The 19,343-nt window shown below is 57.9% G+C and carries 22 protein-coding genes and 1 tRNA gene; 10 read left to right on the plus strand and 13 right to left on the minus strand.

Annotated features, from left to right (window positions below):
• Position 1: 1 nt before the first annotated feature.
• The 4 genes from urtD to urtA all read right to left on the minus strand — a co-directional run bounded on the left by urtD (position 2) and on the right by urtA (position 5,027).
• Entirely contained in the window at positions 2-877 is an 876-nt protein-coding gene (gene urtD, locus ACZ5SR_RS13080) for an urea ABC transporter ATP-binding protein UrtD (protein ID WP_464449092.1), read from the minus strand.
• Positions 874-2,037 carry an urea ABC transporter permease subunit UrtC gene (urtC, locus tag ACZ5SR_RS13085; RefSeq protein ID WP_464451051.1) on the minus strand — a complete coding sequence of 388 codons (1,164 nt, stop codon included), beginning with the start codon at positions 2,035-2,037 and terminating at the stop codon, positions 874-876. The genes urtD and urtC overlap by 4 nt, the downstream gene beginning before the upstream one ends.
• Positions 2,038-2,051: 14 nt before the next feature.
• A complete protein-coding gene (gene urtB / locus ACZ5SR_RS13090; protein ID WP_464449093.1) occupies positions 2,052-3,635 on the minus strand; it encodes an urea ABC transporter permease subunit UrtB in 1,584 nt (527 codons plus the stop codon).
• A gap of 114 nt (positions 3,636-3,749) precedes the next feature.
• Positions 3,750-5,027: an urea ABC transporter substrate-binding protein gene (gene urtA, locus ACZ5SR_RS13095; protein ID WP_464451052.1), complete on the minus strand. Its 1,278-nt coding sequence runs from the start codon at positions 5,025-5,027 to the stop codon at positions 3,750-3,752.
• A gap of 216 nt (positions 5,028-5,243) precedes the next feature.
• Here urtA and ureA point away from each other — a divergent pair, with 216 nt between their 5' ends.
• The 8 genes from ureA (at position 5,244) to ACZ5SR_RS13135 (ending at position 9,987) form a co-directional block, all read left to right on the plus strand.
• Positions 5,244-5,546, plus strand: coding sequence for an urease subunit gamma (gene ureA / locus ACZ5SR_RS13100; protein ID WP_090138429.1), 303 nt, complete (start codon positions 5,244-5,246; stop codon positions 5,544-5,546).
• Between the two features lie 18 nt (positions 5,547-5,564).
• Positions 5,565-5,729: a hypothetical protein gene (locus ACZ5SR_RS13105; RefSeq protein ID WP_464449094.1), complete on the plus strand. Its 165-nt coding sequence runs from the start codon at positions 5,565-5,567 to the stop codon at positions 5,727-5,729.
• Between the two features lie 7 nt (positions 5,730-5,736).
• The gene (locus ACZ5SR_RS13110; RefSeq protein WP_396441087.1) at positions 5,737-6,066 is read left to right on the plus strand and encodes an urease subunit beta; all 330 of its coding nucleotides are present in this window, start codon (positions 5,737-5,739) and stop codon (positions 6,064-6,066) included.
• Between the two features lies 1 nt (position 6,067).
• A complete protein-coding gene (gene ureC / locus ACZ5SR_RS13115; RefSeq protein ID WP_464449095.1) occupies positions 6,068-7,786 on the plus strand; it encodes an urease subunit alpha in 1,719 nt (572 codons plus the stop codon).
• Positions 7,787-7,801: 15 nt separating this feature from the next.
• Positions 7,802-8,488 carry an urease accessory protein UreE gene (gene ureE / locus ACZ5SR_RS13120; RefSeq protein ID WP_464451053.1) on the plus strand — a complete coding sequence of 229 codons (687 nt, stop codon included), beginning with the start codon at positions 7,802-7,804 and terminating at the stop codon, positions 8,486-8,488.
• The gene (locus ACZ5SR_RS13125; protein ID WP_464449096.1) at positions 8,478-9,167 is read left to right on the plus strand and encodes an urease accessory protein UreF; all 690 of its coding nucleotides are present in this window, start codon (positions 8,478-8,480) and stop codon (positions 9,165-9,167) included. Before ureE ends, ACZ5SR_RS13125 begins: the two co-directional genes overlap by 11 nt.
• Positions 9,164-9,829, plus strand: a complete 666-nt coding sequence (ureG, locus tag ACZ5SR_RS13130; RefSeq protein ID WP_464449097.1) for an urease accessory protein UreG — start codon at positions 9,164-9,166, stop codon at positions 9,827-9,829. The genes ACZ5SR_RS13125 and ureG overlap by 4 nt, the downstream gene beginning before the upstream one ends.
• A 70-nt stretch (positions 9,830-9,899) precedes the next feature.
• Positions 9,900-9,987: transfer RNA gene (locus ACZ5SR_RS13135), tRNA-Ser, on the plus strand.
• Positions 9,988-10,272: 285 nt separating this feature from the next.
• On the opposite strand, the gene ACZ5SR_RS13140 is transcribed toward ACZ5SR_RS13135, so the two are convergent.
• From ACZ5SR_RS13140 to ACZ5SR_RS13170, 7 genes are all read right to left on the minus strand, one after another.
• Entirely contained in the window at positions 10,273-10,809 is a 537-nt protein-coding gene (locus ACZ5SR_RS13140; protein ID WP_464449098.1) for a hypothetical protein, read from the minus strand.
• A 362-nt stretch (positions 10,810-11,171) separates the two neighbouring features.
• Positions 11,172-11,615, minus strand: coding sequence for a terminase small subunit-like protein (locus tag ACZ5SR_RS13145; protein ID WP_464449099.1), 444 nt, complete (start codon positions 11,613-11,615; stop codon positions 11,172-11,174).
• Between the two features lie 166 nt (positions 11,616-11,781).
• Positions 11,782-12,963: an AAA family ATPase gene (locus ACZ5SR_RS13150; RefSeq protein WP_464449100.1), complete on the minus strand. Its 1,182-nt coding sequence runs from the start codon at positions 12,961-12,963 to the stop codon at positions 11,782-11,784.
• Positions 12,960-13,541: a hypothetical protein gene (locus tag ACZ5SR_RS13155; RefSeq protein WP_464449101.1), complete on the minus strand. Its 582-nt coding sequence runs from the start codon at positions 13,539-13,541 to the stop codon at positions 12,960-12,962. Before ACZ5SR_RS13155 ends, ACZ5SR_RS13150 begins: the two co-directional genes overlap by 4 nt.
• Positions 13,538-13,747, minus strand: coding sequence for a helix-turn-helix transcriptional regulator (locus ACZ5SR_RS13160; protein WP_464449102.1), 210 nt, complete (start codon positions 13,745-13,747; stop codon positions 13,538-13,540). The genes ACZ5SR_RS13155 and ACZ5SR_RS13160 overlap by 4 nt, the downstream gene beginning before the upstream one ends.
• Before the next feature lie 266 nt (positions 13,748-14,013).
• Positions 14,014-15,288 (minus strand): tyrosine-type recombinase/integrase, encoded by a 1,275-nt coding sequence (locus ACZ5SR_RS13165; protein WP_464449103.1) that lies wholly within the window; start codon positions 15,286-15,288, stop codon positions 14,014-14,016.
• Positions 15,289-15,516: 228 nt separating this feature from the next.
• On the minus strand, positions 15,517-16,482 hold the full coding sequence (locus ACZ5SR_RS13170; protein WP_464449104.1) for a Gfo/Idh/MocA family protein: 966 nt from the start codon (positions 16,480-16,482) through the stop codon (positions 15,517-15,519).
• A gap of 82 nt (positions 16,483-16,564) precedes the next feature.
• On the opposite strand from ACZ5SR_RS13170, the gene ACZ5SR_RS13175 reads away from it, so the two are divergent.
• Both ACZ5SR_RS13175 and ACZ5SR_RS13180 read left to right on the plus strand, forming a co-directional pair.
• On the plus strand, positions 16,565-16,933 hold the full coding sequence (locus tag ACZ5SR_RS13175; RefSeq protein WP_464449105.1) for a hypothetical protein: 369 nt from the start codon (positions 16,565-16,567) through the stop codon (positions 16,931-16,933).
• Between the two features lie 2 nt (positions 16,934-16,935).
• Complete coding sequence (locus ACZ5SR_RS13180; RefSeq protein WP_464449106.1) at positions 16,936-17,487, plus strand: hypothetical protein; 552 nt, start codon at positions 16,936-16,938, stop codon at positions 17,485-17,487.
• A gap of 30 nt (positions 17,488-17,517) precedes the next feature.
• Here the strand turns inward: ACZ5SR_RS13180 and hemW are convergent, their stop codons facing one another.
• On the minus strand, positions 17,518-18,729 hold the full coding sequence (gene hemW, locus ACZ5SR_RS13185) for a radical SAM family heme chaperone HemW (RefSeq protein WP_464449107.1): 1,212 nt from the start codon (positions 18,727-18,729) through the stop codon (positions 17,518-17,520).
• The gene (gene rdgB / locus ACZ5SR_RS13190) at positions 18,726-19,340 is read right to left on the minus strand and encodes an RdgB/HAM1 family non-canonical purine NTP pyrophosphatase (RefSeq protein ID WP_464449108.1); all 615 of its coding nucleotides are present in this window, start codon (positions 19,338-19,340) and stop codon (positions 18,726-18,728) included. Before rdgB ends, hemW begins: the two co-directional genes overlap by 4 nt.
• Positions 19,341-19,343 lie beyond the last annotated feature (3 nt).

Consider the following 19,343-nt stretch of genomic DNA (forward strand, 5'->3'; position numbering starts at 1 on the left):
TTCATCGTCCCAAATAAACTTCAATCACTCGCTCGTCGGCCTGCACTTGGTCCAACGTGCCTTGGGCCAACACGGCGCCATCGCACAGCACGGTGACGATGTCGGAGATGGTGCGGATGAAGCCCATGTCGTGTTCCACCACCATCAGCGAGTGCTTGCCTTTGAGCGACAGAAAAAGTTCTGCCGTGCGTTCGGTCTCAAAGTCGGTCATGCCCGCCACCGGCTCGTCGAGCAGCAGCAATTGGGGGTCTTGCATGAGGAGCATGCCGATCTCCAACCACTGCTTTTGGCCGTGGCTGAGCAAACCCGCCTGTTTGCTGACGCTGTCCGCCAAGTGGATGGTGTGCAGCACCTCGGCCAGACGGTCGCTTTGGCGCGAATCGAGCTTGAAGAACATCGAGGCTTTCACGCCCTTGGGGGTTTTGAGGGCCAGCTCGAGGTTTTCAAACACGCTCAAGTGTTCAAACACCGTGGGCTTTTGGAACTTGCGGCCAATGCCCAACTGGGCAATGGCGGGTTCGTTGTAGCGCAGAAGGTCAATGGTGCTGCCAAAGAACACACGGCCTTCGTCAGGGCGGGTTTTGCCGGTGATGATGTCCATCATGGTGGTCTTGCCCGCGCCATTGGGGCCGATGATGCAGCGCAGCTCGCCGGGCGCGATGTCGAGCGACAGCTTGTTGATGGCCTTGAAGCCGTCAAAGCTCACGCTCACGTCTTCCAGATACAGGATGCGGCCATGCGTCACATCGACTTGGCTGGCGTCGTGCACCACGCGGCCATAGCCCGCGCTGCGGCCACCAGACTCTGTGGCTTCAACGCGTTGTTGGGCCACACGGGCGAAGCGCTCAGCGCCTTTTTGCAGCAGATCGGGGGTCATGCGGCACCGCCTTTCTTGGTTGCAAGGTCTTGCGAATGATGGGGCGGCGTCTGCGCGTTCTCGCGTTTTCGCCAAACTTTGCGCACCAAGCCCACCACACCCTGCGGCATGTACAAGGTCACGCCAATGAACAGCGCCCCCAAAAAGTACAGCCAAAACTCAGGCGCGCTCACCGTCAGCCAGCTCTTGACCCCGTTCACCAAAAACGCCCCCACAATGGGGCCGATCAAGGTGCCACGCCCGCCCACCGCCGCCCACACCGCGATCTCGATCGAGTTGGCCGCGCTCATCTCACCGGGGTTGATGATGCCCACCTGCGGCACATACAAAGCTCCGGCAATGCCACACATCACGGCCGAAATGACCCAAATACTCAGCTTGTAGGGCAGAGGCGAATAGCCCGAAAACATGACCCGCGTTTCGGCATCGCGAATGGCCATCAACACGCGGCCGTACTTGCTGCCCACCAACCAGCGCGAGAACAGATAAAAACCCAACAAGGTCAAACCGGTGATGACAAACAGCGTCATGCGCATGCCGGGGGTGGCAATGGGCAAGTCGAGGATGCGTTTGAAATCGGTGAAGCCGTTGTTGCCACCCAGCCCGGTTTCGTTGCGAAAAAACAAGAGCATGGCTGCATAGGTCAGGGCCTGGGTGATGATGGAAAAATACACGCCCTTGATGCGCGAGCGAAAGGCAAAGTAGCCAAACACAAAAGCGATCACACCGGGCACCAACACCACCAACACCAACGTGGCCCCAAAGCTGTCCGACAGCATCCAGTGCCAGGGCAGCTCTTTCCAATCCAGAAACACCATGAAGTCGGGCAAGTCGCTTTTGTAGTTGCCGTCCTGGCCGATCTGGCGCATGAGGTACATGCCCATGACATAGCCGCCCAAAGCGAAGAACAAACCATGGCCCAGCGACAAGATGCCGGTGTAGCCCCAGATCAAGTCCATGGCCAGCGCGCAGATGGCGTAGCACATGATCTTGCCAATCAAAGCGATGGCGTAGTCGCTCAAATGGAAGACGCTGCTCTCGGTTACCCACAAGTTGAACACCGGAGCCAACACGCCGACCACGATCAGCGCCAGCAAAAACGCCGACCAGGCTTGGCGGCCCATCAAAGGAGCGGGGGTGGGGAGTTCCAAATTTTTCATGTTCATGGTCCTCTTCACGCTTCAGCGCTGCGCCCCTTCATCGCGAAGATGCCTTGCGGCCGCTTCTGGATGAAGATGATGATGAACACCAGCACGGCAATCTTGGCGAGCACCGCGCCCGTCAAGCCTTCCAGCAACTTGTTGACCAGACCCAGACCCAGAGCGGCATACACCGTGCCTGCCAGCTGGCCCACACCGCCCAGCACCACCACCATGAACGCGTCCACGATGTAGCTTTGGCCCAGGTCAGGCCCCACATTGCCCACCTGACTGAGCGCACAGCCCGCCAGACCTGCAATGCCCGAACCCAATGCAAAGGCATAGGTGTCGATGCGCGCTGTGTTCACGCCCATGCACGAGGCCATAGGGCGGTTTTGCGTGACACCGCGCACGAACAAACCCAGCCGGGTTTTGCCAATCAAAAGCGCCACCCCGACCAACACGGCCAGTGCAAACACGATGATCAGCACCCGGTTCCAGGGCAGCTGCAAATTGGGCAGCAACTGCAGCGAGCCGCTCATCCAAGAGGGGTTTTCAACGCCCACGTTTTGCGCGCCAAACAGGCTGCGTACGCCTTGCATCAGCACCAAGCTGATGCCCCAGGTGGCCAGCAGGGTTTCGAGCGGGCGGCCATACAAATGCTGCAAAACGGCACGCTCCATCACCGCACCCACCAAGGCCGCTGTGAGGAAGGCCACCGGCATCGCTACAAAAAGGTAAGCGTCAAACGCACCCGGCAAATGCTCGCGAAACAGCGCCTGCACCACATAGGTGGCATAGGCACCAATCATCATCAACTCGCCATGCGCCATGTTGATGACGCCCATCAGGCCATAGGTGATGGCCAGGCCCAGCGCCACCAGCAGCAATATGGAGCCTAGGCTGAGCCCGGTGAACATGGCCCCCAAGCGCTCGCCCCAGCGCAGGCTGCCCTGCACTTGGGTCAAAGCGGACTGGATTTGTTTTTGGACCGCAGGGTCTTGCTCTTGGCTCAGTTGCTGGTTCAAAAGCAGCAGCGTCTCAGGTTGCTGGCTGTCCGCCAACTCGCGGGCGGCCAGCGATCGATCGTTTGCATCCTCACTGCTCAGCCGTGCCGCTGCGCGGGCTTGGCGCACCAAGCTTTGCACTGTGGGGTCTTTTTCAGCCGCCAAAGCCTTGTCGAGCAAGGGGGCGCGGCTGGCATCGGGTTCTTTGAGCAGCGACAAAGCAGCTTGCCTGCGCAGCTTCACATCGGGGCTGAACAACTTCAAAGCCGCCAGGGCCGTGTCGATTTCGCCCCGCAGGCGGTTGTTCAGCATCACATCTTCGGCGTCTGGCGGCACAGCAACCGCTTGTCCGGACACGGGATCCAGGCCTTGCCCATCGCGCACCACGACCACCTGATCGCCCACCATTTTGACCACGTCATCGGCCAGTGCTTGCAGATAGGCGGCGGTTTTTTCACTGCCTTGAGCCACCGCTTTGGAGATGGCCTCTACGCGGGCATCGCTCTCGCCCACGGCCATCCTTCTGGCTTCGTCCATCGTCAGGGCTTGCGCGGCCGACAGGCCCCACATGGCGCTGGCCATCCACGCCGCTTTCAACATCCATCGTTTCATCTTGCTCACTTTCGGGTCTGGCCACCGACCATGTCGGGGCTCAAGCCGCCGACCTGCCTGATGACCAGGCAGGTCGGCGCTTCAGCTGCGACAAGCATTCACACTTTCAAACCATCACTTCTTGACTGGCTCGTCAGGCTTGACGTCGTTGCCAGGGATGTAGGGGCTCCAAGGCTTGGCCTTGACGGGGCCGGGTGTTTTCCAGACCACGTTGAACTGGCCGTCGGCCTTGATCTCGCCAATGAACACCGACTTGTGCAGGTGGTGGTTTTTCTCATCCATCTTGCTGGTGATGCCGCTCGGTGCCTTGAAAGTCTGGCCCGCCATGGCTGCAATCACTTTGTCGGTGTCGGTGGTCTTGGCTTTTTCAACCGCTTGCTTCCACATGTTGATGCCGATGTAAGTCGCTTCCATCGGGTCGTTGGTCAGAGGCTTGTCTTTGTGACCAGCGATGTTCTTGGCCTTGGCATAGGCCGCCCACTTTTTGGTGAACTCGTCGTTGGCGGGGTTCTTGATGGACATGAAGTAGTTCCATGCGGCCAGGTGACCGACCAAAGGCTTGGTGTCGACGCCGCGCAGTTCTTCTTCACCCACCGAGAAAGCCACCACAGGCACGTCTTTGGCCTTCAAACCCGCATTGCCCAGTTCTTTGTAGAAAGGCACGTTGGAGTCACCGTTGATGGTGGACACCACAGCGGTCTTGCCACCGGCAGAAAATTTCTTCACATCGGCCACGATGGTTTGGTAATCGCTGTGACCAAACGGGGTGTACTTTTCGTCGATGTCTTTGTCAGCCACGCCTTTGCTTTTCAGGTAAGCGCGCAGAATTTTGTTGGTGGTACGGGGATACACGTAGTCGGTGCCCAGCAAGACCCAACGCTTGGCGCTGCCGCCTTCTTTGCTCATCAGGTAATCCACAGCAGGGATGGCCTGCTGGTTGGGTGCAGCGCCGGTGTAGAACACATTTTTGGACAGCTCTTCACCTTCGTATTGCACGGGGTAGAACAGCAGGCCGTTCATTTCTTCGACGACGGGCAACACCGATTTGCGCGACACCGAAGTCCAGCAACCGAAGATCACCGAGACTTTGTCTTGGCCGAGCAGCTGCTTGGTTTTTTCTGCGAACAAAGGCCAGTTGGAGGCCGGGTCCACGATCACGGGCTCGAGCTTTTTGCCGAGCACGCCGCCCTTGGCGTTGATTTCGTCGATGGCCATGAGCACGGTGTCTTTGAGCACCGTCTCGGAAATCGCCATGGTGCCGGACAAGCTGTGCAGCACGCCCACTTTGATGGTGTTGCCCGCTTGCGCTTGGGCTTGGGTTGCAAAGCTCAGGCTGCCAGCCACGAGGGCGGCTGCGGTCGCAAGGGCTTTGAGGTTGCCACGGCGGTTCATCATGAGATCACTCCAATCAGGAAGGTAGGTTGTTCAAACACGCGCAGATTTGCTGCGCTGCAACACCATCAGCAATCACCGTGCCAGCTCAAAACCATGTCGGATGCACCAAGTGTTGGCATGGGTTTTCCATAGAAAAGCGAGACCCCCTATAAAGGCACGCTCTTTGCTTGTGTTGTGGCATCTGATGCACCAAACCACTCACCACGCACCAATATGGAACTCACCCCCCGCGAAAAAGACAAGCTGCTGATCTTCACAGCAGGCCTTTTGGCCGAACGCCGCAAAGCCCGTGGTCTCAAGCTCAACTACCCCGAAGCCATCGCGCTGATCAGCGCTGCGGTCATGGAAGGCGCACGGGATGGGAAGACCGTGGCGCAACTGATGAGCGAAGGGCGCACCGTCTTGACGCGTGCCGACGTGATGGACGGGATCGCCGAAATGATCCCGGACATCCAGGTCGAAGCCACATTCCCCGATGGCACCAAATTGGTGACCGTGCACCAACCCATCGTCTGACCCAGACAGGAGAAACTCATGAAAAAAATCAGTTTGATGCTCGTCTCTGCCATCGGTACTGCAGCCCTCGCGCACGATGGCCACGGCTTGGGTGGCAGCACCCATTGGCACGCGAGCGATGCGCTCGGTTTTGTGATCGCTGCCGCCTTGGTGGCCGTCGCTGTGTACTTTGGCAAAAAGTGAGCTGCCCATGATCCCCGGTGAATTTTTGATCGACCCCGGCCAACATGCCTTGAACGTGGGCCGCCGCACCTGCACGCTGGTGGTGCAAAACGCCAGCGACCGCCCCATTCAAGTGGGCTCGCATTACCACTTTGCCGAGACCAACGCGGGCTTGCGCTTTGACCGCGCTGCCGCACAAGGCATGCGCCTGAACATCGCTTCGGGCATGGCCGTGCGCTTTGAGCCGGGCCAACAACGCACGGTGGAGTTGGTGGACTATGCGGGCGACCGTGTGGTGTACGGCTTTCGGGGTCTGACCCACGGCGCACTCGACGCGCGCACAACACAAGGCAACTGACATGGCCCACATCGACAAACGCGCTTATGCCGAAACCTTTGGCCCCACCGTGGGCGACCGCGTGCGCTTGGCCGACACGGCCTTGGTCATTGAGGTGGAAAAAGATTTCACGCTGCAGGCGGGCAGCTATGGTGAAGAGGTCAAATTCGGTGGTGGCAAAACCATCCGCGATGGCATGGCACAGTCACAACGCACCAACGCCGAGGGTGCGATGGATTGCGTGCTCACCAACGCCCTCATCATCGACCACTGGGGCATCGTCAAAGCCGACATCGGTTTGCGCGGCAACCGCATCGCAGCCATCGGTAAAGCGGGCAACCCGGACACACAGCCTGGGGTGGACATCGTCATTGGCCCCGGCACCGAGATCATCAGCTGCGAAGGCCTGATCGTGACCGCGGGCGGCATCGACTGCCACATCCACTTCATCTGCCCCCAGCAAATTGACGAGGCCCTGACCAGTGGCGTGACCACCATGATGGGTGGCGGCACGGGCCCCGCCACCGGCACCTTTGCCACCACCTGCACACCCGGCCCCTTCAACATCGAGCGCATGCTGCAAGCGGCCGACGCCTTTCCGATGAACCTGGGCTTTTTTGGCAAGGGCAACGCCAGCTTGCCTGCCGCCTTGCACGAGCAAATCAACGCGGGCGTGATCGGGCTGAAGCTGCATGAAGACTGGGGCAGCACCCCATCGGCCATCAGCAATTGTCTGGACGTGGCCGACGAAGCGGACATCCAGGTGGCCCTGCATTCGGACACGCTCAATGAGTCGGGCTATGTGGAAAACACCATCGAAGCCACCAAAGGACGCGGCCTGTGCGCCTTTCACACCGAGGGCGCGGGGGGCGGACATGCGCCCGACATCCTGAAGGTGGTGGGCCAGGCGAACTTTTTGCCCAGCTCGACCAACCCGACCATGCCCTTCACCCACAACACGCTCGATGAGCATGTGGACATGCTGATGGTCTGCCACCACTTGGATGCCAGCATCGCTGAAGACCTGGCCTTTGCAGAAAGCCGCATCCGCAAGGAAACCATTGCGGCCGAGGACATCCTGCACGACCTGGGCGCCATCAGCATGATGAGCAGCGACAGCCAAGCCATGGGCCGGGTGGGCGAGGTCATCATCCGCACTTGGCAGACGGCGCACAAAATGAAGCAGCAGCGCGGCAGCCTGCCCGGCGACACCGACCGCCACGACAACGCCCGCGTCAAGCGCTACATCGCCAAATACACCATCAACCCCGCGATTTCGCACGGCATCAGCCACGATGTGGGCAGCATCGAAGTGGGCAAGTGGGCCGACCTGGTCATCTGGAAACCCGCCTTTTTTGGCGTCAAGCCATCGCTGGTGCTCAAGGGCGGCTTCATCGCGCTGGCGGCCATGGGCGACCCCAATGCGTCCATCCCCACGCCGCAGCCGGTGCACTACCGCCCCATGTTCGGCAGCTTTGGCGGCGCGCTCACGCGCAGTGCGCTGACCTTCGTTTCCAACGCAGGATTGAAAGCGGGCATTGGTGAGCGTTTCGGCTTGCAAAAACCTTTGTCCGTGGCGCACAACATCCGGGGCGTGCGCAAGCAACACATGGTCCACAATGCCTACCTGCCCCACATGGAGGTGGACCCCCAAACCTATGCGGTGCGTGCCGACGGGCAGTTGCTGGTGTGCGAACCCGCCACCAGCCTGCCCATGACCCAACGCTACTTTTTGTTCTAAAGGCCCATGTCCGCTCTGCTCATATGCTCCAAACTCATGCCACAAGGCCGTGGCCTGGCCCGCGTGCTGATCCAACGCGCCACCAGCATCACCCTTGACTGGGACACCCGCCAAAAAAGCCGCTTTGACGCCACCGACAGCCAAGGCAGATTGCTGGGCGTGTTTTTGCCCCGTGGCGCCGTGGTGCGCGGCGGCGATGTGCTGGTGGCCGAAGACGGCTCGCTGGTGCGGGTGCAAGCCGCGCCGCAAGACGTGCTGCGCATCACCGCTTGCACAGAGCACGGCTCGCCCTTTGACCTGACCCGCGCCGCCTACCACCTGGGCAACCGCCATGTACCGATCGAACTGCAACCCGACCACTTGAAGATCGAGCCCGACCATGTGCTGGCCGACATGCTGCGCGCCATGCACATGACGGTGGTGGCGGTGTCTGAACCGTTCGAGCCCGAAAACGGGGCTTATGGCGACCACGGCGCGTCTTCACACGGGCATGGGCATGAACATGGGCACAGTCATGAACATGGCCATGCGGGTCATGCGCACGCAGCCCAAGCCGAGCCTCATGTGCACGGCCCCGATTGCCAGCACGAACACGCGGCACCTGCAGCCAAGTCGCCAGCAGGCAAGCGCGTCGCCATCCCGATCCGCTCTGCCCCTGCTGAACCGCATGTGCACGGCCCCGGCTGCGGTCATGACCACTGACACTGCGCCTACAGGCCTGCTGCAACTGATCTGGCTCGCATCGCCTGCGCTGCCGATCGGTGGCTTCTCGTATTCCGAAGGTCTGGAAGCCGCCATCGAGCAAGGCCTGGTGCACAACGAAGCCAGCGCCACCGATTGGGTGGTGCACCAGCTGCACCTGACACAGTCGCGTGGCGACATGGCGGTGATGGCCCAAGCCATACCGGCTTGGCAAGCCATGGACACCCAGCGCCTGCAAGCGCTGAACGATTGGGTGATGGCCACCCGCGAAACCGCCGAAATGCGTTTGCAAGCCGAGCAAATGGGCCGTTCCCTGCTCGACTGGCTGCGCAACCTGCAACAAGCCAGTGACGCCCAACTGCAATGCTGCGCCCAATTGCCCCCCACTTACCCGCTGGCCATGGCGCTGGCTTTGTCTTTGGCGCAAGCCCCGCTGGACCAAGCCCTTCAAGCGGTCGCCTTTGGCTGGGCCGAAAACATGACCCAAGCCGCTCTCAAGGCCGTGCCCCTGGGCCAAAGCGCCGGACAGCGCATGCTGGCGCAGCTAGCCCGTGAAATTCCACAAGCGGTGCAAACCGCTTTGCACCTGAACGACGAAGACCGCCAGGCCTTCAGCCCCATGTTGGCCATCTTGTCGTCTCGCCACGAAACCCAATACTCCCGCATCTTCCGATCATGAACACCTCGTCTGCACTGCACCACATCCCGAACCGCACCAAAAAATTGCCGCCCCTGCGCGTGGGCATCGGCGGGCCTGTGGGCTCAGGCAAAACCACCCTGCTGGAAATGCTCTGCAAAAACATGCGCGAGCGCTGGGACCTGATCGCCATCACCAACGACATTTACACCAAAGAAGACCAGCGCCTGCTGACGGTGAGCGGCGCGCTGCCTGCCGAGCGCATCATGGGTGTGGAGACAGGCGGCTGCCCCCACACCGCCATCCGTGAAGACGCATCCATCAACCTCGAAGCCATTGACCGCATGCTGGAAAAATTTCCCAATGCCGACGTGGTCTTCATCGAGAGCGGCGGCGACAACCTGGCCGCCACCTTCAGCCCCGAACTCTCCGACCTCACCATTTATGTGATCGACGTGGCCGCTGGCGAAAAGATCCCGCGCAAAGGCGGCCCCGGCATCACCAAGAGCGATTTGTTTGTGATCAACAAAACCGACCTGGCCCCGCATGTGGGCGCAGACCTGCAAGTCATGCGCGACGACACCAACCGCATGCGCCCAAACCCCGAGACGCGCCCCTGGGTGATGACCAATCTGAAAACGCTGGACGGCCTGCCCGAGGTGGTGGCTTTCATCGAAAAGCGCGGCATGCTGGGCAGCGCCTGAATTGCTTTTGACACACCACGCGCTTGCGCCCCCAAATCCAGGGGTTTAAATCGCTACAATCACACCCCAAGGAAGCGTGGCAGAGTGGTCGATTGCACCGGTCTTGAAAACCGGCGACTCGAAAGGGTCCGTGAGTTCGAATCTCACCGCTTCCGCCAGATATCCAATCAAATCAAGCGCTTAGGCGCTTTTTTTGTTTCAACTATCAAATCGACTATCAATCAAAATCTGAATACAGACCCGGGATAGGATGTATGAAGACGACTCACCTACCAATCCCTGTCTTCTGCTGATGCCGGATTGATGCTGCCGCACTAGCGCGATCACGGGTGAGAAATCACTCTCGATTAGACCCCCCGGGTAGGGCCGAGCGAGTTGGTCAACGGTTTGTACAGGGGCCGCGAGAATTTTGAAAAATTTTCAAAATTCTTTGTGATCCCTGTTCAAGGTAGCCTACTCGTCTTAAGTCGAGACTCAATTTGATCAATTGCGCGAGCTGCTTGCACAAGCGTCATCTTGCTGATCGCGTGTGACTCGATTTTGTTACTCCCCAAGTAGTAAGCGATATCGGCAGCCAGTGGGCTTGGAGTCATTAATCTGATCATGTCGACAGTAATCGCTACTTCGGGCGCAAAGACCACCTTCTCGAAATCAGGGTACAGCCCCATTCTTGGAGCCGCCGCCTTGAGCCACTCATCGATGACCGGATCAGGCTGATTGGCGGACTGCGACTGTCGCTGACGTTCTTCGATTTGCTGCTGTCGCTGCCTCTCTTGCGCCCTTCGCTGCTCTTCCATCTGCCTCAGCTGATAGGCAGCTTGTTCGTTTTGCAGCTGAATTGACCGTATTTGCTCAGCCTGTTGCATCATTTGCAAAGGGTTAGCGAGCTGCAGCCCCTGAATTTGCATCGGTATCGGAACTTGTGCAAATGACTCCGAAACGAAAAGCAGCGCATAAAACCCAAACGAAGATTTTTTCATTTTCTAGTCTCAGCGGTATGTGCTGCCTTGATTAGATGGGACCCACTGCACTGGGGGCTGCTGATATGCAGGTGATTGCTGTTGCATGTGCTGTTGGTAATTGAATTGCGGCGTTTGATGGGTTGTCTGAGGTTGTTGGTAGATCGAGCCCGGGCGATTGAATTGACTTTCATGGGGCCTGAAGCCAGTTTGATTCTGCTGTTGATTACTCAAACACGTAATGAGATGCGCACGGGGTAAAGTGGGATCACACTGGGCATGCGCAGCCATGCATAAACTCAGAACGGAAAACAAAACTAGAAACGAACGCATCGAGTTCATGGTTATCCTTTGCATAAGTGAATATTACCCTGTTACGCGCATTACAAGGCCACACCCTCATCAATGGTGATCACTCGATTTTTTGCAGCCTCAAGTGCGCCAGCAATACTGATCTGTTTGTGACTTACTGACACATCCACCCTATCGCCATACACCTGACGATAGACCCGAGAGGCGATCCATTTGCGCGTATCCAGTCTAACCCGCTTGTTTTGCACCCATGCTGATCGACTGGCAGGGTCGAGCCCTTCGGGTATGGGTTCATCAGCCAACTCGATCAACTCTTCTGCCAGAAACGCGCCACGGTCTTGGACCGCGTGTTCATAAGACTCTCGAAGTGCTGGATCTGATCGAAGATGTACCTTTGCCAGCGCATAGGATGGCATGCCGGGTTTGCGAAGGGCCGACGCGAGTGATTCGCCATTGGCGATACGTTCGAGAATTTCCGGCCAGATAGTTGCGGGGGCGTATTTCTGAATGTTCATGATCTTGGCAAAAAATTCGAAGTTATTTCTTTGTTCACCCATTGGGTACATAAGACAGACCGGACATCGGACAGACGGGACACCTCCTAGGTTGGTGTCCGTGTCCGTCCGCCTATCGGATAGCGGACATGCTGGACAATGTCCGCTGTTTGTCCGGTCTGTCCGCTTATGCTGTCTGATTGGGAAACACATTGGGTAGTCGGTAAACATCACCCACATTCGTCAGTTTTCCCAAATCGACCAGCGTCGCACGTAGCCGGTGGAAAGATCGCGCTTTGCTGTCGGTGTTGTCTGCCGTACTTCGTCGGTAAAACTCATCCCGCCATTGCTCAAGTCCAGCATGCACAGATTGATCTGCGTCCCCGATGTTGGCCGATGCCGCCGCCATGAATGCATCCATTCCGACCTGCTGAATCTGGGTCAAGGGTTTGACCCTTAATCCAGCGCCAGCACTCGGTCGAATCAAACAGGATGTAATAGGGTCGCCATCTTCATCTGCCCCCATGTCGACCACTTCGAGCCTGAACGGATGCCCCTTGCCGTCTGCCCCGTCCTTGGCCTTCGCCACCGACCATTCACGTTCATCGCCTGATCGCTTGACCTCTATGGCAGCATCAAGCGCAGCGTGCAAACTCGAATGGCCTCGCATTCCCTTGGTGGCATCTTTGCCGCTGTGATGGACCAGCAAGACCAAACCGCCCACACCTTGCTGGATCAACTTGCACGCATTGATGGCATGCCCCATGTCCACGGATGAGTTTTCATCCATGCCTGGAACGGCTCGGTTCAGGGTGTCAATGATCACGATCCCCCCGTCCATCTGGTTAACCTTGATGGCAGTCACCAAATCGCGCAGATCTTTGGTGTCCAGCAGGTTCGCGGGTTGATCGACAAACTCGATCTCCTTGGGGATGCTGCCCTTTGTTCGATAGGCTGCAAGTCGAACGGATAACCCGGCCTCCCCTTCAAGGCAGACATACACCACGGGACACGGCTTCACCCGATAGCCGAACCAGTCCGCTCCCTTGGCAATACTGATAGCCATGTCCACCACTAGAAACGATTTACCGCTGCCCGATGGTCCATAGATCGCCGCGATACCCCGCTCAGGGATTACACCTTTTACGCGCCACTTGATCGACTCTGACATCATCACATCGCGTACAGACTTCATTTTGTAGCGGGTGTCTTTGCGGGACTTGGGGTCGGTGTTGCTAGTCGGCACAGGAACCAGCTTGGCTCCATACTTTTTGGCAATGTCGTTATATTGCCGCGCCGCTGCCGCTTCAATCATTGCACGACCATCGGGGGTGATTTCCGACCATTCGATTTTCGATGCGTCGATCATGCTGCACCCCCATTAATTTCGATATCACGCATGGCGGCAACCTCTCGACCGTCATCAGTCAAAGCACCGCTAGCGAGGTCATAGCCACCGTGCGTACACCTAAGCCATGTAGCCCACTCTTTCACCTGCTCGGTTTGGCACTCGCGCCAAACACGGTTGAGGCTTCCGTAGTAATAGGCCAGCTTTTCGCCCATCACTTGAATCTGGCGCAGGGCTGCTTCGGGTGGCAGGGTATCGGCTAATTCTTCAACACGAAGTGCCCAAAGGATGTACAGCCCACGATTGACGATGATTTCAATCTCACTATCGGACTGTTCGCTATTGATGGGCAAGGGCCACAACTTGCCCACCTGTACTGGTTGCTCATGTTGTAACGGGTCGCAGGGAAAGCCTAATTTCTTCGCTAGCCCCGCAAATGTGGCAATTTCGATGTGCCTGTCCCATTGATCATGATCATCGGATCTCGGTAGACTCGCTGCACGTTCAAAAACTGCATCAGTCCATTCCAAAGATTTACCGAAGATGTGCGGGATGATGACTTCAAACCCTGCATCGAGTGGTGGCCAATGATTTTTCATTTGGACACCTCCACCGCTTGCTGATCGATCTGGTGACACAGGGCGTCAATGTCAGCGACACGCCAGACGGAAACACCTTCAGACAGTCGGATGGGCTTGGGATATTTGCCCGATTTGATGCCTGCATACCAAGTGGCGCGACTAACGGGAATTTTGGCTTGAACGCCTTTGATTCTCAGGAATCCTGAATGGTTGGATTGGTTCACGGTAAACGCTCCGAACAATTACCGCGCCGGTCAAAAAAGATATGGCGCGGTAGTGTTTGCGCCCCGGCAAAACACAAAACCCGAATCGAACTCGTGACGTAAGGGATGCGTTTGCAGTCGTTTTCCACTTTCCCGTTTCTGAGCTTGCAGAATTGCCAACGGGGTGGATCAGGTTGTTTTCGTAAAACCCGACAAAAGGGGCGGTGCGAGGCCAGACCGCGATAGGCATTAAGTGGGTAGATCTTACCGATCTGGACAGTGCGGAGTCAACCCATAGCCCGATTGATCGGCACGACTTCGCCACTTTCGCCCCTGACAGTCCCGCAGAACTTGGCCCATTCGTTCATCATCGCCGCACGCTTGGTGAACTGTGTGCCGCGCTGATATGCACGCTCGACAGCATCGGGCAGTTGGTGAGCCAATGCATGTTCTGCCACTTCTCGGGGATAGTTGGTCGATTCAGCAGCCCACATTCTGAAAGTGCTTCGGAATCCGTGCACAGTGATCGGCTTGCCATCCTTGTCTGTCCATTTGTGTGCTTCACCGTTCATGCGTCGAATGACAGCGGTCAAAGTCATGTCGGACAGGGCTTGTCCCTTGGTGCCGGGGAAAATCAAATCTGTGCCATCCAAACGGGTAATCCCATTCAACAGGGCAATTGCGGCATCGCTCAACGGGACTTCATGTTCCCGCTTAGCCTTCATGCGTGATGCAGGGATCGTCCAGACCTTTGCCGCTAAGTCGATTTCAGACCAGCAAGCCCCACGCACTTCGCCGCTGCGTGATGCCGTCAAGATGGCAAACTCGACAGCCCTTGCAGCTATTCCATCCCGCTGGCGCAGGTCATAGACAAATGCCCCCATTCGTCCCCATGCAAGAGATGGATGGTTCTTGATACGTTGCGCCCGGCTAATCGTTGCCAAAAGGTTTTCAAGATGACCTTTCCAGCGTGCAGGGTTATCGCCAGACCGAAATCCGCTGGTTGTAGCCCACCCCAAAATCGACTCAATCCGCCCACGCACTCGGGTAGCAGTTTCGTTTTTGACCTGCCAGAACTGCTGCCCTTTGTCGTCAGGCTGCGCCAGCACCTTGACCACCAGCGCAGTGTCGATCTGTTCAACTGGCATCGATCCGATCAATGGACTGACATAGGTGGTGATCGTGTTTGTCCACTGGTCGGCGTGCTTGGCATTTTTCCAGCTTGCCCGATGCGCCTCGATGTAGGCATCGGCGCATTGATCGAAGGTCATCAGACGGGCTTTGACCATTTCGGCATCAAGTTGTCGCTGGCGCTTGGCCTCTAATGGGTTGATGCCTTCAATCACCAGTTTTCGCGCTGCTGCCGCTTTCTGTCTGGCTTCGGCCAGTGTGATCGTGTGGGCAGGCCCCAAGCCCATACCGTAGGCCTTACCCTTGATCATGTAGCGATACAGCCAGGACTTGACCCCGGCCTTGGTGATCTGAAGAGTTAGACCACCACCATCGCCATACAAACCCGGTGCGGTTTTCTTCTCGACTTCCTTTGCTGTCAGTTTGCCCATTGTCCGTACCATGTTTTTCTCGACTATCGAAACGACTATCAAATAATAGCCGGATTACATCAAACAAGTCAAGACGGCATCAGACTGGATTTCAACCTAAGTCATTGAATTTAAATGGATTATTAGATTGCATCGGACAACATGAAACTGGTCACAGGCGGTCACCGCTTCCGCCAGAAACAACGCAAAACGCCCCTCTCAAGGGGCGTTTTGCATGGGGCAGACCATTCAGCTCTTGCCCACCAGCATCGCCTCCACCAACTCCTGCACCGCCAACGCCTCCTCAGCTGTAGCCAGTTTGTGGGGCTCGCCCTTCAGCCACAAGTCCACTTCACTCAGCTGCCGCTGCAAGGCGCTGGTGCGGGGGTCTTCGGTGCGCCAGTTCAAGGCCTCGACCCATGGGCCACCATCGGAGCGCCACAGTTGGAAAAATTCGCGAAACTGGTGGTTCATGCGGCTGCCGCGCACCGTGACTTCTTGCCTGTCGGGCTGTTGGCCGCCGGTGGTGGCCATGATGGTCACGGGCTTGCCGTCTGCGGTGGTCAAGCGGGCCAGCATGTCGAGCTCGCACAAGGTGGGGTCTTGTGGGTAACGTGGCAAGGCGTGCTGCAAGGTCAACGGTCCTAAAAAGCGCCCCGCCAAAAACAAGAAGTGCGAAATCACCTCACGGGTGTAACCCCCCTCATCGCGCAGACGCAGCCAGTCGGCGTCCTTTTGCCAAGCACGGGGCCAGGCGGGGTAGTTCACCACGATGTCGATGCCGAGCAGCTCACCTGTTTCACCCGCGTGAATGGCTCGGTTCAGTTCTTCAAAGCCACGCGACGCGGCCTGGGTGAAATTGACCACGCCCGGCAAACGCGCTTGGCGCAACTGGGCGACCAAATCACGGCTTTGCGCGTTGTCAGTGCCCAGCGGTTTTTCCATGAACACGCCCTGCCCGGCTGCTGCTGCCTGCAGGGCATAGGTTTTGCGAGGTCCTGGGGGGCAGGCCAGGTAGACCACATCGGCCCCAACCATGGCGGCCTGCGGGTCAGGTGAAATGGTCACACCGGGCATGGTCTCGAGGGTTTTGGCCACCGAGGCGGCCGAGGGATCCCATGCGCCGCAGACCTCAAAAGCGGGGTGTTGCAGGGCGTTTTCGAGCATGCGGCGTCCCATGATGCCGAGCCCAATGATGGCCATCCGATGTGTCATGTGTCTCTCCTTTGCTTGCAAGCTTAACCATTCAACAACCCTTTCAGTTTTGGTCTTTACAAAAATTCGATAAAATTAAAATATGGAAAAAACCAATAGTCCTTTCGTATCTGCTTATCTGCGGTTTTTGCAGTTAGCCAGAGTCATTCAAGCCTTGCCCGATGGCATGGAGATGGATGCGAATGAAAAAGCCTTGCTGCAAGCCGTTGTGCTGCGCTGGTACGAAGACCAGCCGATGACCGTGCGCGAGGCGATTGCCTTGGCCGATTTGGGCTCTCCGGCAACATTGCACAAACGCATCACCCGTCTGCGTGAAAAAGACATGCTCAGCACCTTGAACCTGGAGGGTGATCGCCGGGCCAAATTCCTGATTCCGACCCAAAGGACGCTGGATTACTTCAACAACTTAGGCCAGTCGATGCAAATGGCCCACCCCAATCTGCCCGTTTGAACATGACGGTGCGAGAGGTCCTTGAAAAAACAGCGCTGACTTTGCTCAGCGCTGTTTTGTTTGTGGAATTCTTCCAACTCAACGATTGGCTGTTTTCGATGTTCGAACACAGCAAGGGCATCAACTGGATATTTTTGCCCGCTGGTTTTCGGGTCATTTTGGTTTTGGTGTTGGGTCTGCCGGGTGCACTCGGGCTGATGCTGGGCAGCTGGTTCATCGATTGGGAGCTGATCCAAGGTCAAAACACGCTCTTGGGGTTGTTGAATGGCGTGGCTGGCGGCTTGACGCCTTGGCTGGTGCTCAAGTACCTGCACAAGCAAAAATGGCTGGGACAGCAATTGCAAGCACTGAACGCTGCGCAGCTGTTGAACCTCACGCTGGTGTCCTCGGCGGCCAGTGCCTTGACCCATCAAATCATTTGGTGGCTGTTGGAGCGACCCAACATGAACATTTGGGTGGACGTGTGGCCCATGTTCGTTGGCAACGTGCTGGGCGCATTGCTGATGCTCTACAGCTTCAAATTTGTGCTGGACCGCATACGCGTCAAAAACTGAAACCTTGCAGGTTTTTCAGAGCCAGCGACCTCAATCGCCCCCGGCCAAAAACAGCGCCTGCAAGTCACTCAAGAAATCAAAACCCCGGTCTGTCGGCCACACCCGGTGCAGGTCGCGCCCAATCAAGCCCAGGTTTTCAGCCTCGGTCAAACCTTTTTGGATGCTGGTCATGGCCAAACCCGTGCGGTCCACAAAGTCGGCCAAGTCAAAACCACCTCGCAAACGCAGCGCATTGAGCATGAATTCAAACGGCAAGTCTTGGCGCGAGACCTCGGTGCTTTGGGTCACGGGCTCGCCCTTCATGGCCTGCTGCATGTAAAGCGCGGGTTCACGGTAACGCACCTGTCGCAGCACACGGTGCGCAAAACTGAGCTTGCTGTGCGCACCGGCGCCAATCCCCAAATAGTCGCCAAACTGCCAGTAGTTCAGGTTGTGGGCGCAGGGGTGCCCTGGCTTGGCATAGGCCGATACTTCGTAACGATCCAAACCCGCCAGTCCTGTGAGCTCGGTGATCCGGTCCATCATTTCGTAGGCCAAATCGTCTTCAGGCAAAACGGGTGGGAACTTTGCGAAGACCGTGTTGGGCTCGATCGTCAGGTGGTAGATCGAGATGTGCGGTGGGGCAAAGGCCAGCGCAGTCTGGATGTCTTGCGTCAGGCCTTCGAGCGTCTGGCCCGGCAAGGCGTACATCAAGTCGAGGTTGAAGGTGTCGAACACCTGCGCCGCTTCGGTCACTGCAGCCAGCGCTTGGTCACGGTCGTGCACGCGGCCCAAGGCTTTGAGGTGCGCGTTGTCAAAGCTCTGCACACCAATTGACAAGCGGGTGATGCCCGCCTGGTGGAAGGCCTTGAAACGGTCTTTCTCAAAAGTCCCGGGGTTGGCCTCCATGGTGATTTCCGCATCTGGCGCCAAACGCACACGGGCGCGCATGCCCGAAATCAAACGGTCAATCGCTTCGGGCGAGAACAGGCTCGGTGTGCCGCCGCCCAAAAACACGGTCTGGATGCTGCGGCCCCAGATCAAAGGCAGGCTCGCTTCCAGATCGGCCAACAGCGCGTGGATGTAGGCGTCTTGCGTCGACACCGGATCTGCGCCTTCACGGAATTCATGAGAGTTGAAGTCGCAATACGGGCACTTCTTGATGCACCAAGGCAGGTGCACATAAAGCGACAGCGGCGGCAAGGCGTTCAGTTGCAGCACGCCGGGGCGCATGGCGTGCACCGGGTCCATCATCGGGTTCATGGCGCTGCGCTGTCCAACCAGCGTTCACGCATCAGCGCCAGCATGGCTTGCGCAGCGCGGCCCCGGTGGCTGTTGGCGTTTTTCACCTCGGGGGGCAACTCGGCAAAGGTCTTGCCAAATTCGGGCAAAAACATCACCGGGTCAAAACCAAAACCGTTCGTGCCTCGGCGCTCGGGCGTGATCTGCACCACCACCCGGCCCACGGCAATCAGCGGCTCCGGGTCGTCGGCACTGCGCACGGCCACAAGGGTGCTGACCATGGCGGCGCGGCGGTTGGCGATACCCTGCATTTGCTCCAGCAAAGCGGTGACGTTGGTGTCATCCCCCTTGGGGTAGCCAAAACGGGTGGCGTAATAAGCCGTGTCCACGCCGGGCTGGCCACCAAAAGCATCCACACACAGGCCCGCGTCATCGGCCAGCGCGGGCATGCCGCTCAGCTGCGCTGCGTGGCGGGCTTTGGCCAAGGCGTTTTCAACAAAGGTCTTGAAAGGCTCGGCGGCTTCGGGGATGTTCAGCTCGGACTGGCGCACCAGCGTCATGCCCAAAGGCGCAAACAGGGTTTGCAGCTCGGCCAGTTTGCCCGCGTTGTTCGAGGCGAGAACGATTTTCATGAG

The organism is Limnohabitans sp. TEGF002, from assembly GCF_055395845.1.

Coding starts and splice junctions, on each gene's coding strand:
- urtB (WP_464449093.1), bottom strand. CDS start 3,635: ATGAAACGATGGATGTTGAAAGCGGCGTGGATGGCCAGCGCCATGTGG.
- ACZ5SR_RS13150 (WP_464449100.1), bottom strand. CDS start 12,963: ATGATCGACGCATCGAAAATCGAATGGTCGGAAATCACCCCCGATGGT.
- urtA (WP_464451052.1), bottom strand. CDS start 5,027: ATGAACCGCCGTGGCAACCTCAAAGCCCTTGCGACCGCAGCCGCCCTC.
- ACZ5SR_RS13165 (WP_464449103.1), bottom strand. CDS start 15,288: ATGGGCAAACTGACAGCAAAGGAAGTCGAGAAGAAAACCGCACCGGGT.
- ureG (WP_464449097.1), top strand. CDS start 9,164: ATGAACACCTCGTCTGCACTGCACCACATCCCGAACCGCACCAAAAAA.
- ACZ5SR_RS13180 (WP_464449106.1), top strand. CDS start 16,936: ATGACGGTGCGAGAGGTCCTTGAAAAAACAGCGCTGACTTTGCTCAGC.
- ureC (WP_464449095.1), top strand. CDS start 6,068: ATGGCCCACATCGACAAACGCGCTTATGCCGAAACCTTTGGCCCCACC.
- ureA (WP_090138429.1), top strand. CDS start 5,244: ATGGAACTCACCCCCCGCGAAAAAGACAAGCTGCTGATCTTCACAGCA.
- ACZ5SR_RS13105 (WP_464449094.1), top strand. CDS start 5,565: ATGAAAAAAATCAGTTTGATGCTCGTCTCTGCCATCGGTACTGCAGCC.
- urtC (WP_464451051.1), bottom strand. CDS start 2,037: ATGAAAAATTTGGAACTCCCCACCCCCGCTCCTTTGATGGGCCGCCAA.
- ACZ5SR_RS13125 (WP_464449096.1), top strand. CDS start 8,478: ATGACCACTGACACTGCGCCTACAGGCCTGCTGCAACTGATCTGGCTC.
- ACZ5SR_RS13155 (WP_464449101.1), bottom strand. CDS start 13,541: ATGAAAAATCATTGGCCACCACTCGATGCAGGGTTTGAAGTCATCATC.
- rdgB (WP_464449108.1), bottom strand. CDS start 19,340: ATGAAAATCGTTCTCGCCTCGAACAACGCGGGCAAACTGGCCGAGCTG.
- ACZ5SR_RS13110 (WP_396441087.1), top strand. CDS start 5,737: ATGATCCCCGGTGAATTTTTGATCGACCCCGGCCAACATGCCTTGAAC.
- ACZ5SR_RS13140 (WP_464449098.1), bottom strand. CDS start 10,809: ATGAAAAAATCTTCGTTTGGGTTTTATGCGCTGCTTTTCGTTTCGGAG.
- urtD (WP_464449092.1), bottom strand. CDS start 877: ATGACCCCCGATCTGCTGCAAAAAGGCGCTGAGCGCTTCGCCCGTGTG.
- ACZ5SR_RS13170 (WP_464449104.1), bottom strand. CDS start 16,482: ATGACACATCGGATGGCCATCATTGGGCTCGGCATCATGGGACGCCGC.
- ACZ5SR_RS13175 (WP_464449105.1), top strand. CDS start 16,565: ATGGAAAAAACCAATAGTCCTTTCGTATCTGCTTATCTGCGGTTTTTG.
- ACZ5SR_RS13145 (WP_464449099.1), bottom strand. CDS start 11,615: ATGAACATTCAGAAATACGCCCCCGCAACTATCTGGCCGGAAATTCTC.
- hemW (WP_464449107.1), bottom strand. CDS start 18,729: ATGAACCCGATGATGGACCCGGTGCACGCCATGCGCCCCGGCGTGCTG.